The sequence below is a fragment of the Mycobacterium sp. M26 genome (assembly GCF_001494595.1).
In the GTDB taxonomy this organism is placed as follows: domain Bacteria; phylum Actinomycetota; class Actinomycetes; order Mycobacteriales; family Mycobacteriaceae; genus Mycobacterium.
On the sequence record NZ_LN929907.1, the window covers coordinates 322,418 to 335,912 of the forward strand.

The 13,495-nt window shown below is 65.7% G+C and carries 16 protein-coding genes; 4 read left to right on the forward strand and 12 right to left on the reverse strand.

The genetic code is table 11. The annotated features are described in order from the left end of the window. Window positions 1-39 precede the first annotated feature (39 nt). Entirely contained in the window at window positions 40-822 is a 783-nt protein-coding gene (locus BN3385_RS01605; protein ID WP_059014451.1) for a GntR family transcriptional regulator, read from the forward strand. Here BN3385_RS01605 and BN3385_RS01610 read toward each other — a convergent pair. From BN3385_RS01610 to BN3385_RS01635, 6 genes are all read right to left on the reverse strand, one after another. After that, on the reverse strand, window positions 752-1,735 hold the full coding sequence (locus BN3385_RS01610) for an MBL fold metallo-hydrolase (RefSeq protein WP_059014453.1): 984 nt from the start codon (window positions 1,733-1,735) through the stop codon (window positions 752-754). The two genes, BN3385_RS01605 and BN3385_RS01610, sit on opposite strands and share 71 nt — an antisense overlap. After that, window positions 1,725-2,258, reverse strand: a complete 534-nt coding sequence (locus tag BN3385_RS01615) for a carboxymuconolactone decarboxylase family protein (RefSeq protein ID WP_059014456.1) — start codon at window positions 2,256-2,258, stop codon at window positions 1,725-1,727. The genes BN3385_RS01610 and BN3385_RS01615 overlap by 11 nt, the downstream gene beginning before the upstream one ends. Before the next feature lie 68 nt (window positions 2,259-2,326). Further along, window positions 2,327-3,298, reverse strand: coding sequence for a GGDEF domain-containing protein (locus tag BN3385_RS01620; protein WP_059014459.1), 972 nt, complete (start codon window positions 3,296-3,298; stop codon window positions 2,327-2,329). After that, a complete protein-coding gene (locus tag BN3385_RS01625) occupies window positions 3,298-3,564 on the reverse strand; it encodes a YdeI/OmpD-associated family protein (RefSeq protein WP_059014461.1) in 267 nt (88 codons plus the stop codon). Before BN3385_RS01625 ends, BN3385_RS01620 begins: the two co-directional genes overlap by 1 nt. A gap of 42 nt (window positions 3,565-3,606) precedes the next feature. Continuing rightward, on the reverse strand, window positions 3,607-4,074 hold the full coding sequence (locus BN3385_RS01630; protein WP_059014463.1) for a nuclear transport factor 2 family protein: 468 nt from the start codon (window positions 4,072-4,074) through the stop codon (window positions 3,607-3,609). Between the two features lie 15 nt (window positions 4,075-4,089). Continuing rightward, window positions 4,090-4,626 carry a carboxymuconolactone decarboxylase family protein gene (locus BN3385_RS01635; RefSeq protein ID WP_059014465.1) on the reverse strand — a complete coding sequence of 179 codons (537 nt, stop codon included), beginning with the start codon at window positions 4,624-4,626 and terminating at the stop codon, window positions 4,090-4,092. 71 nt (window positions 4,627-4,697) lie between these two features. Here BN3385_RS01635 and BN3385_RS01640 point away from each other — a divergent pair, with 71 nt between their 5' ends. Beyond that, window positions 4,698-5,336, forward strand: coding sequence for a CGNR zinc finger domain-containing protein (locus tag BN3385_RS01640; RefSeq protein WP_082690229.1), 639 nt, complete (start codon window positions 4,698-4,700; stop codon window positions 5,334-5,336). Here BN3385_RS01640 and BN3385_RS01645 read toward each other — a convergent pair. The 5 genes from BN3385_RS01645 to BN3385_RS01665 form a co-directional block, all read right to left on the reverse strand. Then, window positions 5,315-5,977: a cyclase family protein gene (locus tag BN3385_RS01645; RefSeq protein ID WP_059014467.1), complete on the reverse strand. Its 663-nt coding sequence runs from the start codon at window positions 5,975-5,977 to the stop codon at window positions 5,315-5,317. The genes BN3385_RS01640 and BN3385_RS01645 overlap by 22 nt on opposite strands. Before the next feature lie 91 nt (window positions 5,978-6,068). Then, entirely contained in the window at window positions 6,069-6,518 is a 450-nt protein-coding gene (locus BN3385_RS01650; RefSeq protein WP_502688031.1) for a DUF5078 domain-containing protein, read from the reverse strand. A gap of 19 nt (window positions 6,519-6,537) precedes the next feature. Next, complete coding sequence (locus BN3385_RS01655; RefSeq protein WP_059014470.1) at window positions 6,538-6,873, reverse strand: DUF732 domain-containing protein; 336 nt, start codon at window positions 6,871-6,873, stop codon at window positions 6,538-6,540. Next, complete coding sequence (locus BN3385_RS01660) at window positions 6,870-9,737, reverse strand: MMPL/RND family transporter (protein ID WP_059014472.1); 2,868 nt, start codon at window positions 9,735-9,737, stop codon at window positions 6,870-6,872. The genes BN3385_RS01655 and BN3385_RS01660 overlap by 4 nt, the downstream gene beginning before the upstream one ends. Further along, window positions 9,734-10,180 (reverse strand): MmpS family transport accessory protein, encoded by a 447-nt coding sequence (locus BN3385_RS01665; protein WP_059014474.1) that lies wholly within the window; start codon window positions 10,178-10,180, stop codon window positions 9,734-9,736. The genes BN3385_RS01660 and BN3385_RS01665 overlap by 4 nt, the downstream gene beginning before the upstream one ends. Before the next feature lie 206 nt (window positions 10,181-10,386). Between BN3385_RS01665 and BN3385_RS01670 the strand changes: the two genes are divergently transcribed. Then, window positions 10,387-11,001, forward strand: a complete 615-nt coding sequence (locus BN3385_RS01670) for a TetR/AcrR family transcriptional regulator (protein WP_059014476.1) — start codon at window positions 10,387-10,389, stop codon at window positions 10,999-11,001. Between the two features lie 16 nt (window positions 11,002-11,017). On the opposite strand, the gene BN3385_RS01675 is transcribed toward BN3385_RS01670, so the two are convergent. Continuing rightward, window positions 11,018-11,815: an NlpC/P60 family protein gene (locus tag BN3385_RS01675; protein WP_059014477.1), complete on the reverse strand. Its 798-nt coding sequence runs from the start codon at window positions 11,813-11,815 to the stop codon at window positions 11,018-11,020. 91 nt (window positions 11,816-11,906) lie between these two features. On the opposite strand from BN3385_RS01675, the gene BN3385_RS01680 reads away from it, so the two are divergent. Beyond that, window positions 11,907-13,307, forward strand: a complete 1,401-nt coding sequence (locus BN3385_RS01680; protein ID WP_059014479.1) for a 13E12 repeat family protein — start codon at window positions 11,907-11,909, stop codon at window positions 13,305-13,307. Window positions 13,308-13,495 lie beyond the last annotated feature (188 nt).

Sequence of the window (13,495 nt, forward strand, 5' to 3'; positions counted from 1 at the left end):
AAGCTGGCGGCGCACTAGCGCTACGGACAAGGACCCCCGGTGACCGAACGTGATGCGGCCGATCTGCCACTCGGCGAAGCGGTGTTCCGGCGAATCCGGTCCGACATCGTGGCCTGCCGTCTGACTCCAGGACAGCGTCTCACTGAGCGCGGTCTGGCCGCGGAGTTGGGGATGGGAGTCTCGCCGGTCCGCGATGCGCTGACCCGGCTCGACCATGAGGGCCTGGTCCGGACGATCCCCCGCAAGGGCTACCAGGTGTCGCCGCTGACCATCAAGTCCGTCGACGAGTTGTTCGACTTCTGGGCGCTGATCGGCCCCGAACTCGTCCGGCGCGGCGTGGCAGCGATGACCGACGACCACGTCGCGCACACTTTCGAATTCGGCAGGGAGATCACAGAACTCACCACCCAGGACGGAACCGGCCGGGACGCGGCGCTGCGTGGCGTCGAGGCGGCGGGCAAGCTGTTCGACCTGTTGGCCGAAGCCTCGGACAACCGCTACCTGATCGACGCGCACCGCCGCGTCAGCGGTGAGGTGCTGCGCGTCTGGACGTTGGTCATCGACTCTGAATTGGCCGATACCGGACAGCGGGTGGCGGCCCTTGGCGAGATCCGCGACGCGATGGTCCGGCGTGATGCCGACGCCGCGGCGGAGCTGATGCGCCGCCACATCGACCAATCTCACAACCGAGTACTGCGCACCTTGGCGCGGTGGCCCTCGGTGATCACCTCCGAGGTGGTGCCGCTAGCGGTCAGTGCTGGCCGGCCGGCGGCGCCATCATCGCGGCGACCTGCCCGGCCATCGACTCCAGCGCCTGGGTGAGGTCGCGGTAGGGGATCTCGGGATCCCGTTCGTGATACACGGCGCTGACCACGACCGGCAGTGTCACGATCGCCAGCGGGTACTTGTCGACGTTGATGCGGGCCGCCGCCTCGTCGACGGGAACGCCCTGGTCATAGAGCGCTGAGGCGCGCTCGTAGATGTAGGACCAGAACTCGGTCGCGAAGTCGATCGCCGAGGTGATCGCCGTGCCGCGCAGGACCGGGCCGTGGCCCGCGACGACGGTGTCCGCGCCGAACCCCCTGATCCGCTCCAGCGCGGTGATCCAGTGCGAGATCGACCCGGACCAGGTGACCTTGACGATGTCGCGGGTCAGCAGGTCGCCCGCGAACAACACCTTCTGCTCGGGGAGGTAGGCGATCGCATCGCCGACGGTGTGTGCGGGCCCGAGTTCGTGCAACTGCACCTCGATGCCGCCGACGCGGATCTCTTTCTCGCCGCAGAACGTGGTGTCCGCCGGCCGCACCCGGACCGGGTGGAAGTCGAACTCCTGCGCCAGCGGCGCGAGCGGATGCAGCACCGAGTCGGGGCGCTGGCTGTCGGCGAACAGCGAGGCGGTTAGGTCGGCATGTTCCTGAGTCATCAGCGTGCTGGCGGCCTCGGTGACGACGACCTCGGCGTCGGCGGGGAACAGTTGGTTGCCGAAGATGTGGTCGCCGTCGCTGTGAGTGTTGAACACGTAGCGCACCGGCGAGCCCGCGGTGACCGAGCCGATGGCGTCCACCATCTCCTGCGCGTGCGCCACATCGTAGAGGGTGTCGATGACCATGGTCTCGCCCTTGCCGACGACGAGTCCGGCGTTGGCCAGGCCGAAGGCCTCGCTGCCGGAGAGGAACACGTGGGCACCGCCACCGATGTCGTGCAGGCCCTTGTCGAATCCGATCTCAGTTGCCATGGGCTGCAGTGCCTTTCATGGATGTAGGCGCCTCGGGCTCGATGCCCAGGGTCTTGATGAACAGGGCGGTCATCACATAGTGGCCCACCAGAAGGACGATCTCGGCCACCTGCTCATCGGAGTAGTGGCGGCTGATCTCGGTGGTGTCGGGTGCCGGTCCGGATACGCCCCCGACCACGTCGTCGACGAATCGCATCAGGGCATCCAATGACGCCGTGCCCACCGAGGTCGACCCGGCGAGCACCCGGTCGACGGTGTCTTCGGCCGCCCCGACTGCCAGGGCGATCGGCCGGTGGTGGAAGACCTCGTAGCGGGCCGCGGTGAGTGCGCCGACCCGAAGGATGATCAGCTCGCGGACGTCCGGCGGCAGCCAGCCGTCCTGAAAGGACAGGCCGAAGGACAGGTAGGGCGCAGCGCTGGACTTCGTGAGCACCAGGCCACGGCTCAGGTTCAGCGGAAACCCGTCATAGAAGGCCCGCTGCTCCGGAGTCATGTCGGCGGGAGCCGGAAGAACAAAGCCCATGGGCGAGCACCCCTTCGTGACCGCAGAACGTCACGTCAGTAAAACATCACAGACCGCTGTGTGCAATATCAGTTCTCGTCGGCGCTGGGCGTCGGGGTCTTGCGCTCCCGCTTGCGGCGGTAGAGATCCTCGTCGGCGGCGGCCAGCAGCGGAGTCAGATCGTCGGAACCCTCGAACGTCCCGCAGGCGATTCCGGCGGTGACGCGGACTGGGCCGCTGGCCAAGGTCGTGGCGACCTCGGATGCGCTCTCGATGTCGTAGCCGCTGAGAAGGACAACGAATTCATCGCCGCCGAGCCGGCCGATGATGGCATCGCGGGGAATCTGGGCTTGCCACCGGCGGGCGAGGTCGACGAGGACGGTGTCACCGGCGTCGTGGCCGTCGTTGTCGTTGATGATCTTGAAGTCGTCGAGGTCGAGAATGATGACCGCCATCGGCTGACCGCGGGTACGGGTGCGCGAGGCCAGCGCCTGGGCCTGCCAGACCACGCCGGCGCGGTTCCATACCCCGGTGAGCGGGTCACGGTCGGCCGCATCGCGCAGTGCCGACTGGCTGATGCCGAACACCATGACCGCCCCGCCGATCGACAGGATGAACAGCACCGGCCACAGCAGTGGGGCCGGTTCGGGGGCACACAGCAACCCCACCGCCGCAGCGACGCCGATGATCACCACGTAGGCCCTGGTCACCGCCCGCGGATGCCAGGTCTGGACAAAGATCCCGAGGAACATCAGCGGGATCAGCGACCAGACCTGGGCTTCGAGGTGATGGTGAAAAAACAGCGCCACCACCGGCGCCGCACTGACGCACGTCAGGGCCGCGACATAGCGCCACCCCGTCAGCGGCGAGCGGAGACAGAGGAGAACGCCGATGGCGGCCAGGCTCGCGGCGAACAGTTCGCCGCGAAAGTCGGTCTGGTGGGTGTCGCGGAACCAGGTGATCAATCCCAAGCAGTAGACACCGGCGAAGAACAGGCAGTAGGTGATGAGGATCCGGCGGCGTAGCACCAGCGGGCGCTCGCGCCCGGCGACCTGAGCCATCAGGGCTTGCCGGTGCGCTCGCGGTGCTTACATCCTGGCCAGCAGCAGGGCCGGCGCTTGCCTTCCTCGAGTTCTTCCTGGGTGCACCGGATGCGGCGTTCGCGCGTCTTCTGCTGTTTGGCGTCCTCGACCCAGCAGATGAACTCGTTGCGGCCCAACGGTGTGCAGTCTTTCCAGAGTTCCAGCGCGGTGACGTTGGCGAGCAACGCCTCACGAAGGTCTGGCGGCAGTGTGTGGACGACGCCCCCCGGCACCTGAGTGCTCATGGGTTTCAACTCTATCCGGCAGGGTGCCGGGGCCGCGTCGTCCTACTGCAGCGGGATGTCGTGACCGATTCCCCGTTCGTTTTCGGGGCGCGGACCGAAGATACGGCGGTCGCCTTCGGAGATCGCCGTGTCGTTGATGCTGGCCTCGCGGCGCCGCATCAGTCCGCTGTCGTCGAACTCCCACAGCTCGTTGCCATAGCTTCGATACCACTGTCCGCCGGCGTCATGCCATTCGTACTGGAACCGCACCGCCATCCGGTTCTCGCGAAAGCCCCACAGACTCTTGCGCAAGGCGTAGTCCAGTTCGCGCTGCCATTTGGCGGTGAGGAATGCCACGATCTCCTCGCGGCCGGTGACGAACTGATCGCGGTTGCGCCACAACGAGTCTGGTGTGTACGCGAGGCTGACCCGATGCGGATCGCGGGTGTTCCAGGCGTCCTCAGCTGCCTGGACCTTGCGGATCGCGGAGTCCAGATCGAACGGGGGAACCAGGGCGCTGGTGTTGGTCATGGGTCTTCCTAGCACTCAGAGGGTGACAACCGGCCAGTCGTTGTCGACCTTGGCCAGGACATTGAAGTAGTTGGTGAGAATGTTCAACGCCAGATTGGCGACGACTTCGCCGATCTCTTCCTCGGTGACCCCGGCCAGCCGGGCTGCCGCGAGGTCGGTCTCGTCGACGTCGCCGGCGTTGGCCGCGATGGCGTTCGACAGCGTCAGCAGCGCCTCGATATGCGCGTCCTTCGACCGGCCGCGGCGCGCGCTGTCCAACTCGTCGGTCTCGACCTTGGCGATGGTCGACCCGACATAGGTGTGCGCCGAGAGGCAGTACTCACACCCGTTGAGTTGCGCCGTAGCGATGGCGAGCCGTTCGCGCACCGCCGCCGAGAGCGCACCGCGCGCCACCGAACCCGACAGGGCCAGATAGCTCTGCAGCAGGGCAGGGCTGTTCGCCATCACCTTGGTCATGTTCGGAGTGACGCCGAGCGAAGCCTGGACCTGGGCGAGCATCTCAGCGACTTTTCCGGTGGCCTGCTCGGGTTCTAAGGCGATGAAGGGAGACATTGCCGATCCTTTCGAAATTCTAACGGCTAGAAGATCATCTATCCGTTAGAGCAGTGAAGCACAGCCTTCTAATGGATGCAAGTCATTTCACCCGTGATAATCTTGGCGGCGTGGTCCCCGCACTCGTGCTCCCTGACGAACCACTGCCGGTTCGCTTCATGAACACGATCTGGGCCGATACCAGTGGTGTGCATGACGTGCTGGAATCACCGGCCGCGCTCGATTTCTGGCTGGCGGCGGTCGTCGGCGACGATCTGGGCGCAGCCGACCCGCCCGAGTTCGCCGACGCCCTTCTCTTGCGGGATGCCCTGCGGCGCGTGGCGGCGCTGGTCACCGAGGACTCGCGCGCGGCAGCCCAGGCGCCCGTCGATCTCGAAGCCGCCGTGGCGGCCGTCAATGCAGCCGCCGCGGTAGCGCCCCAGCTGCACCTTGTGCTGCGAGACGGCCACTTGGCCGCCGAGGAGGTGGCGAGCGGGTCAGTGATCAGGACTGCCCTGGCGTCCATCGCCCGCGAAGCGGTCGAGCTTGTCACCGGGCCGGCAGCCGGCCGACTACGCGCCTGTTATGCGCCCGGCTGCGTGCTGTACTTCGTCAAAGCACACCCTCGACGTGAGTGGTGTTCGGATGGGTGTGGCAACCGAGTGCGGGCGGCGCGGCACTACCAGCGGACGAAGGCCTCGGGCCGCGATCAGTCGGGGACGATCGCGTAGGCGCGCACAGGAAACGTCCCGAAGCCTTCGATCCGCGGTGGGGCGGCGGTGAACCGAGCGCCCCGATCGGGCAGCTGCGCCAAGTTGGTGAGGTGCTCGACGACGTGAATTCGGTTGTCCAGCAGCACTGTGTGCACGGGTCGGGCACCCTCGGTCGCAGCACAGGTGTCATCGATGTTGACCGAGTCGATACCGACCAGTGCCACTCGGGCGTCGACGAGGCGATGCGCCGCATTCTCGGTGAGAAACGGGGCGCCGACACCGTAGGTCTCGGTGCCGAAATGCCGGTCCCACCCGGTGTCGATCAGAACCGCCGAGCCCGGCGCGATGTCATCGGGCAGGTCATCGGTATCGACCGCCCTGGCCGGACCGCGGTGATGAATCACGACTGCCGGGAGGTCGACGAGGGTGTTCAGGTCCAGGCTCGCCAGATCACCCCCGTCGGAGAACCGGTGGAACGGCGAGTCCAGATAGGTGCCGGTGTTGCCGATCATGGTGATGACGTCCATGGCGAACTCGGTGCCGGGCGCGTAGATCTCGCGGGAGGCCTCACGGGTGAGGTGTGGGGTGATCGACGGGGCCGGCAATCCCGGATAGGTCACCAGCCCGGCACGAATAGTGTGCGACAGATCGACGATCAACCACTTCTCCCTCCGGCGCCGACGGATTCTGCCCGTCGGTGTTTACGACCGTCGGAAGCCTAGAGGCTGGGTTCTCGGTACTGCGGCGGCCCTAGTGCCAGTCCCACAGGGACATGTCATCGGCCGGGTAGTTCATACAGATATCGGTGGTGTGGGCGGCGACGCCCTTGTTGTTGAAGAACAGCTTGGCCCAGTTCGGCCAGCGCCAGGACATCGGTTCGTAGAACGCGTTGGTGGCGGTGTCTTCGGAGTACTGGCGGCGGCCCGCGTAGTCCAGCGAGAAGAACCAGTGGATGCGGTCCTGGGCGCCCTGCTGGTCAGCGGCAGGCTTGTTGTTGTAGTCGATCATGTAGCGCTCGAAGTAGATGGGCTCGACGTCGCGGGCGGCGGCCATGATCTGCTCGGCGGTGCACGGGGTGCGCAGGATGCGGTTGGGGATGGGGTAGTCGTCGGTGGCGTCGGCTGAGGCGATGCCGGCGGTCGCCAGGCTGGCGGCCACCGCGACGGTGGCCAGTCCGGTGCGCAGGGCGGTACGGATCACGGCGGGTCTCCGATCAGTGTCAGGTCGCATGGTCGAGTACCGCACGCTTGTCGGGGCAGTAGTAGTCGACGGCCAAGCCCACGAATTGCCATACCTGTTCGGTGCTGCTGTCGCGGTCGAGCTGGTTGCGGACGAACGTCGCCGTCTGGGCGGCGGTGGTGTCGAGGTTGTTGTACATCCGCTTGCACATGATCTTGCCGATCCACGCGTTGTAATCGCGCGGCCCGTAGATCCCCACGGTGTGCAGCTGCGCGGCGAAGTTGGTGTCCGGATCGCCACCATCGGGAGCTGCATGTGCGGGTGCTGCGAATCCCACAGCGGCACAGGCGATCAGAACCGGTAAGGCCCTCCTCATGCCAACGCCTCCTCAGGTGTCTTCTGAACGGGGGCCGGCCACTTGGCCGGAACCGGGCGCTGACGGACGGGCACCGGCCACCAGAACCACTTGCCCAGCAGCGCGGCGATCGACGGTGTCATGAACGACCGCACGATCAGGGTGTCGAACAACAGGCCCAGACCGATCGTCGTGCCGATCTGCCCGAGGACCACCAGATCACTGAAGATGAACGACGCCATGGTCGCCGAGAACACCAGTCCCGCAGCGGTAACCACCCGCCCAGTGCCGGCCATCGACCGGATGATGCCGGTGTTCAGCCCGGCGTGGATCTCCTCTTTGAACCGGGACACCAGCAGCAGGTTGTAGTCGGCGCCCACCGCCAGCAGCAGGATGATCGCCAGCGGCACCACGATCCAGAACAGATGGATGCCAAGGATGTACTGCCACAACAACACTGACAGTCCGACCGAGGCACCCAGTGATATCGCGACGGTGCCGACGATCACCAGCGCGGCGACGATGCTGCGGGTCACGAACATCATGATCAGCAGGATCAGCGCGAGCGCGGCCAGGGCGGAGATCAGCAGGTCGTACTTCATGCCCTCCTGAATGTCCTTGTTGGTCGAGCCAATACCCGCGACGTAGATCTTGGCGTCGGACATCGGCGTCGCCTTGAGCGCATCGAACACCGCGTCCTTCATGGCATTGATGTGCGGAATCGCCTCGGGGTCAGCCGGGTTTCCCTGGTGGGTCACGATGAACCGTGCCGCCTTACCGTCCGGCGACAGGAACAGCTTCAGACCGCGCTGGAAGTCGGCGTTGTCGAAGGCCTCCGGCGGCAGATAGAACGTGTCGTCGTTCTTGGCGTCGTCGAACGCCTTGCCCATGGCCGTGGCGTTCTGCAGCGCTTCTTCGCTCTGGGCGTTGGTACCGCCGGTCGTCGCGTAATTCGACAGTGTCAGATCGCGATTGCGTTCCTGGATAGCGATCTGCGGCGGGATCAAGGCGACCAGCTGCGGCTGCAGCGCGTCGAGCTTGTCCAGGCTCGCCGTGATGTTGGTGAACTTGTCGGACAGCTCGGAGATACCGTCGAGCGAGTCGAAGACGTCACGTAGCGCCGAGCACATCGGGATGTCGAAGCAGTGCGGCTCCCAGTAGAAGTAGTTGCGCAGCGGGCGGAACTGATCGTCGAAGTTGGCCAGCTTGTCCCGCAGCTGGTTCATCGTCTCCACCGTGTCGTGGAACGCCACCGTCTGCTCATGGGTAACCGCGGCACTCTGCTGCTGCAGCGCCAGCTGCTGCTTGAGAACGTTGATCGTGTTGTCGATCTCGCCGGCCTGCTTGAGCAGATCCTCGGCCCGGTCCTTCTGATAGCCGAGGTTCATGATCTGGCTGGCACTGGACGCGCTGATCTGAAAAGGAATGGAGCTGTGCGTGATCGGCGTTCCGAGGGGTCGGGTGATGGACTGCACCAGCGCCACACCGGGGGTGTGCAGAACCGCCTTGGCCGCGCGCTCCAGGATCAACATGTCGGCCGGGTTGCGCATATCGTGATCGGTCTCGATCATCAGCAACTCGGGGTTGATGCGGGCCTCGGTGAAGTGCCGTTCGGCAGCCTCCATCCCGACGACGCCAGGCGCACTGGTCGGAATATAAGGCCTGTTGTCGTAACTCGTCTGATAGCTCGGCAAGGCGAAGACCCCGATGAGTGCCAGACCGCACGTGACCACCAGGATGGGTCCCGGCCAGCGCACGATGGCGGTGCCGATCCGGCGCCAGCCACGGGCACGCAACTGTCCCTTGGGTTCCATCAACCCGAATCGGGTGGCAATCAGCAGAACGGCGGGTCCCAACGTCAGTGCGGCCGCCAGGGTCACCAACACCCCGAGTGCGGCTGGGATGCCGAGGGTTTGGAAGTACGGCAGCCGGGCGAACGACATACACGCCACCGCGCCGGCGATGGTCAGGCCGGACCCGACGATGACGTGAACGGTGCCGCGGTACATATCGTGATAGGCCGAGATCCGGTCCATTCCGTTGCTGCGGGCCTCCTGATAGCGGCCGACCACGAAGATCGCGTAGTCGGTGCCCGCCGCAATAGCAAGCAGGGTAAGGAGATTCGTCGCGTAGGTGGACAGTCCGATGGCCCCGGTATGGGCGAGGAAGGCGACGATACCGCGGGCTGCCATCAGCTCGATGGCCACCGTCACCAGCACGATGAGCATGGTCAGGAACGAACGGTAGACGAACAGCAGCATGATCGCGATGACGAGGAAGGTGATCGCTGTGACCTCGTGAGTGCCTGCGCTGCCCACCTCGAAGTTGTCCGTCACCAACGGCGAGGCCCCGGTGACATAGACCTTGACACCCGGTGGCGGGGTCGTGCTGTTCACGATTTTTCGCACGGCGTCAACGGATTCGTTGGACAACGCCTCACCCTGGTTGCCGCTCAGGTAGACCTGCGTCAGGGCGGCCTTGCCGTCCTTGCTCTGGGAGCCACCCGCAGTGAGCGGATCACCCCAGAAGTCTTGGACATGCTCGACGTGCTTGGTGTCGGCCTGAAGCTTCTTGACCAGGTCGTCGTAGTACGTGTGGGCGTCCTGGCCCAGCGGCTGCTGACCTTCGAGCACGATCATCGCCGCGCTGTCGGAGTCGAATTCGTGGAAGACCTGTCCGATGTGGCGCATCGCCTGGATGCCCGGCGCATCGGGGGCATTCATGCCGACCGAGCGTTCCCAGCCGACGACTTCGAGCTGGGGTACCGCGGCGTTGCTGATCACCGCGATGGCGACCCAGGCCAGCACGATCGGCAACGCCAGCTTCTGGATCCATCGCGCCACCCGCGGTCCTTCGACCTGGGTTTCGGCGCTGTGCAGGCTCATGCCGTCTTGTCCAAGCAGGCGATGTATCCGTTCACGTTGTCTGACGACCTTTCGTCCTTGACGATCCCGTTGACGGTGATGCGGCAGCCGATGACGTCGCCGTCGCCCTGCGCCCGCAGGTCGGCATACATGGTCGGGTCATCCGTCGTCAGATTCACCGACCATGGCAAGGGCACGTCGGTGACGCGTTGGGGCTGGGCGTTGATGTCGAGGTAGTTGATGGTGGCCACTGAACCGGGGGTGCCATAGACCTCGAACAGCACGTGCTTCGGGTTGTATCCGGTGTTCTCCAGGGCTTCGGACCCGGACCGCGAGATCTCGTTGTTGGAGCCGAAGATGCCGTGCAGTCGGTCGACGGTGAAGGCGACCAGAGCGACCACCAGGACCGCCACGATGGCGATCCACTGTCGGCGCGCGAGCTTGCTTACCGAGAACTTGCTCAAGCCAAAGCCTTTCGACTACCCCCGTCAGGCGATCCGCACTGATCTCCTCGCTGAGATCGTCACGCCAAGGAGAACGGTACGGTACCGTACGGGTGGTTGCAACTGCTTGACGGCTGACAAAAAGCCTGCTCTCGCCGCTGCGGATCGCAACGTCGTAGCGTTACCGGAGTATTCCCGGGGCGCGGAGAGCGGAAAGGGGCGCAGTGATGTCCGACCACTCGGAAGACGCCATGGGCTGTCCGTGGAACGAGCGCGAGGCGCAACTGCTGGCGACGACGCTGGAGCTGCTCCAAGAACACGGATACGACCGCCTGACCGTCGACGCGGTGGCCGCCAAGGCGAAGGCCAGCAAGGCGACCATGTACCGGCGCTGGCCGTCGAAGGCGGACCTGGTGCTGGCGGCCTTCATCGAGGGAACTCGCTCGACCGCGACGCCGCCGCACACCGGATCGCTGCGCGGGGACCTGCTGGAGATCGGTCGAGGCACCTGTCAGCAGACCCAGGAGCACCGGCGCACCCTGCGCGCCGTGCTCAACGAGATGTCGCACAACCCGGCCCTCGAGGAAGTCATGCAGGAACAGTTCGTCCTGCAGCGTCGCCTGGTCTTCGAAAGCGTCCTGGCCGATGCGGTGAAGCGCGGCGAGATTCCGTCAGGGGCGATCCACGAAGAGCTCTTCGACCTGATGGCCGGATACCTGGTGTTCCGATCCGTGATGTCTGACCGGCAGCCGACCGACGAAACTGTCGAGGCTGTGGTGGACCGGGTTTTGTTGCCGCTGTTGCAGGGATCTGGGGCAGAACCGGTCAGCGGGAAGGCCTAGCGGGGACGCACGAAACCTAGCCCGCGATCGGCCGCCAAGCGCCCAGCACCGCGGTGCGGTACCAGCCGGTGCGGTCCCGGACCTGCACGCCGGAAACACCCTGGGCGTTGAGCCGGCTGTCGATCACGTGCTGGTCGTCGAGGAAGACCACCACATGCGAGGCGCGGTTGGTGTTCCCGTTCGGGTGCAGATACACCAGGTCGCCCGGTTCGAACGGTCCCTGCGCCGGAATCCACTGGCCCATCGGGCCGGCTGTGCCCGCATACTGCTTGCCCACATCGCCGCCGAACTTGATGCCCAGGCCGTAGTTGTACACCCAGGCGGTGAAGTTGGAGCAGTCCAGTCCGCGCCCGGGCCAGGCCTCCGGCGCTTGCCCGTCGGCGTCGTCTGCGTTCTCGACCGCAGCCGGCGCGGTGGACGTCGGCGGATCCCAGTCGGGAATGTGGTGATGGCGGTACTGCAAACCCTGCGGGTTGCCCGCCACGTTGAGGTAGTGCATCGCCGTCGCGACGATGCGCTCCCGCTGCCACGTGCCGGCATCGCAGCCGGAATCGACCGGGACTGCGACACCCGGAAAGACTGCCGCTGCTGGTCCCCAGCCCCCGTTCGGGTAGCGGCCGTTGCGCTCGACATACCAGTCCGCCGGAGCGGCGTCGGTCTGCGGCATCTCATCACGCTCGGCGAAGTCCGACGTCAGCGAGGACCGGTTGCAGGTGAAGGCGTAGTCGTAGGCGGCCGGATCAGCCGCGGCGATCGCCGGTGAGGACACCAGGATCAACGCAGCCGCGGCAGCCGACACGGCGAGGCGAGCCATCGGTTCAGTACAACAGAACGATCTCCGTCCGAAGCCCGGGTTCAACTCACGGCCGCCGAGACTTGTCGGTGGTCGAATGTATGTTCGAGTGATGACCCAGGGGTGCGCTGTCGATGCCGGTGCGCCGGGCGTGTTTGTCGACCTGGTGGAGGCGTTGGCCCGGCTGTCCGCCTGTGACGTGGCGGCTCTGACTGCGCGCGAGATTGTGCCGGCCCTGCAGTCCCTACAGCTGGTGCGCAATGTCTTGCCCGCTGTCGAGCATCAGCTGCTGGCGGCGCTGCAGTGCCAGACGACGCCTGCTGAGCTCGGTGATGCACCGACCTGGGCGGTGTGGTTGCGCGACCAGCTGCTGCTGTCCTCGGTGGAGGCGCGCCGTCGGGTCGATCACGCCAAGGCACTGGGACCACGGGCCTCAGTGACGGGCCAACCCCTGGGACCCCACCTGCCGGCCACCGCCGCCGCCCAGGCGGACGGGCTGATCACCGAAGCCCACGCCGCGGTGATGGCTGACTTCGCCGCCCGGATTCCGCACGGTGTCGACCCGAAGGAGGTCGCCGAGGCTGAGGGCAACCTCGCCGAGTTGGCGGCCGCGTTCACACCGGAAGAACTTCGCACGCTGGTCACTAAACAGCTCTACTGCTGGAACCAAGATGGTCAGTTCACCGACGTCGAGCGTGCCAAGAAACGCGGCATTGTCATCGGCAAGCAAGGCCCCGACGGGATGAGCCGCATCACGGGCTGGCTGACCCCGGCGATGCGGGCCACCTGGGAAGCGGCGCTGAAGAAAGAGGCGGCCCCGGGGCACTGCATTCCCGAGGATCCCACCGTCGTGGGTTCAGAACCCACTGAAGCACAGATCAAGGCCGACACCCGCACCCCCGCTCAGCGCAACCACGACGGCCTGCAAGCCCTGCTCACCGCGTTCCTGGCCTCTGGCGTGCTCGGCACCCACCGCGGGTTACCGGTCACGCTCATCATCCGCGCCGACTTGGCTGACCTCGAAGCCCGCACCGGCCACGCCCTGACCTCCAGCGGGTCAATGATGCCCATCTCCGATGTCATCGCACTGCTCGACGACCAGCAGGCGCACCACTATCTGGCCATCTTCCACGGAGCAAAGTCGTTACAGCTCAACGAAGGCCGGTCCAAGCGTCTGGCCACCGCCGCCCAGCGGCTGATGCTCTTCGCCCGTGACGGCGGAAGCACACGGCCGGGATCGACGACCCCGTTCGACCACTGCGAGGTCAACCACAACATCAAATGGGCCGCACCACACAACGGGTGCACGGATATCGACGAACTGTCGCTGATGTCCGGACCCGACAACCGCATCCTCGAAAAGGGCGGATACACGGTCACGCTCGGCAAGAGGGGTATCGAATGGCGGCCCAGCCGCCGATCCACCCGCCGCCGACCACCCCGCAACTACTACTTCAATCCCCATCAGATCCTCAAACGAGGAGAAGGCGCAGACGGCACGGATCCGCCGTGATCGGCCAGGGACAGACCATCAATCCCCGAAGTCGGGGCTGATCCACTCAAAATTTCGAGAGGGACGACGGCAAGGCCTACGTCGAGGACGGCGGGCCGCGGTTCTCGTCGCGACCCCGGCCACCAGCCCGATGTACCTTCGCACCTACGCCGACAGGGTAGAACTGCAACACGGTGTCCATGGTCGGT

Coding starts and splice junctions, on each gene's coding strand:
- BN3385_RS01610 (WP_059014453.1), bottom strand. CDS start 1,735: ATGGCAACTGAGATCGGATTCGACAAGGGCCTGCACGACATCGGTGGC.
- BN3385_RS01615 (WP_059014456.1), bottom strand. CDS start 2,258: ATGGGCTTTGTTCTTCCGGCTCCCGCCGACATGACTCCGGAGCAGCGG.
- BN3385_RS01620 (WP_059014459.1), bottom strand. CDS start 3,298: ATGGCTCAGGTCGCCGGGCGCGAGCGCCCGCTGGTGCTACGCCGCCGG.
- BN3385_RS01625 (WP_059014461.1), bottom strand. CDS start 3,564: ATGAGCACTCAGGTGCCGGGGGGCGTCGTCCACACACTGCCGCCAGAC.
- BN3385_RS01630 (WP_059014463.1), bottom strand. CDS start 4,074: ATGACCAACACCAGCGCCCTGGTTCCCCCGTTCGATCTGGACTCCGCG.
- BN3385_RS01635 (WP_059014465.1), bottom strand. CDS start 4,626: ATGTCTCCCTTCATCGCCTTAGAACCCGAGCAGGCCACCGGAAAAGTC.
- BN3385_RS01640 (WP_082690229.1), top strand. CDS start 4,698: ATGGATGCAAGTCATTTCACCCGTGATAATCTTGGCGGCGTGGTCCCC.
- BN3385_RS01655 (WP_059014470.1), bottom strand. CDS start 6,873: ATGAGGAGGGCCTTACCGGTTCTGATCGCCTGTGCCGCTGTGGGATTC.
- BN3385_RS01660 (WP_059014472.1), bottom strand. CDS start 9,737: ATGAGCCTGCACAGCGCCGAAACCCAGGTCGAAGGACCGCGGGTGGCG.
- BN3385_RS01670 (WP_059014476.1), top strand. CDS start 10,387: ATGTCCGACCACTCGGAAGACGCCATGGGCTGTCCGTGGAACGAGCGC.
- BN3385_RS01675 (WP_059014477.1), bottom strand. CDS start 11,815: ATGGCTCGCCTCGCCGTGTCGGCTGCCGCGGCTGCGTTGATCCTGGTG.
- BN3385_RS01680 (WP_059014479.1), top strand. CDS start 11,907: ATGACCCAGGGGTGCGCTGTCGATGCCGGTGCGCCGGGCGTGTTTGTC.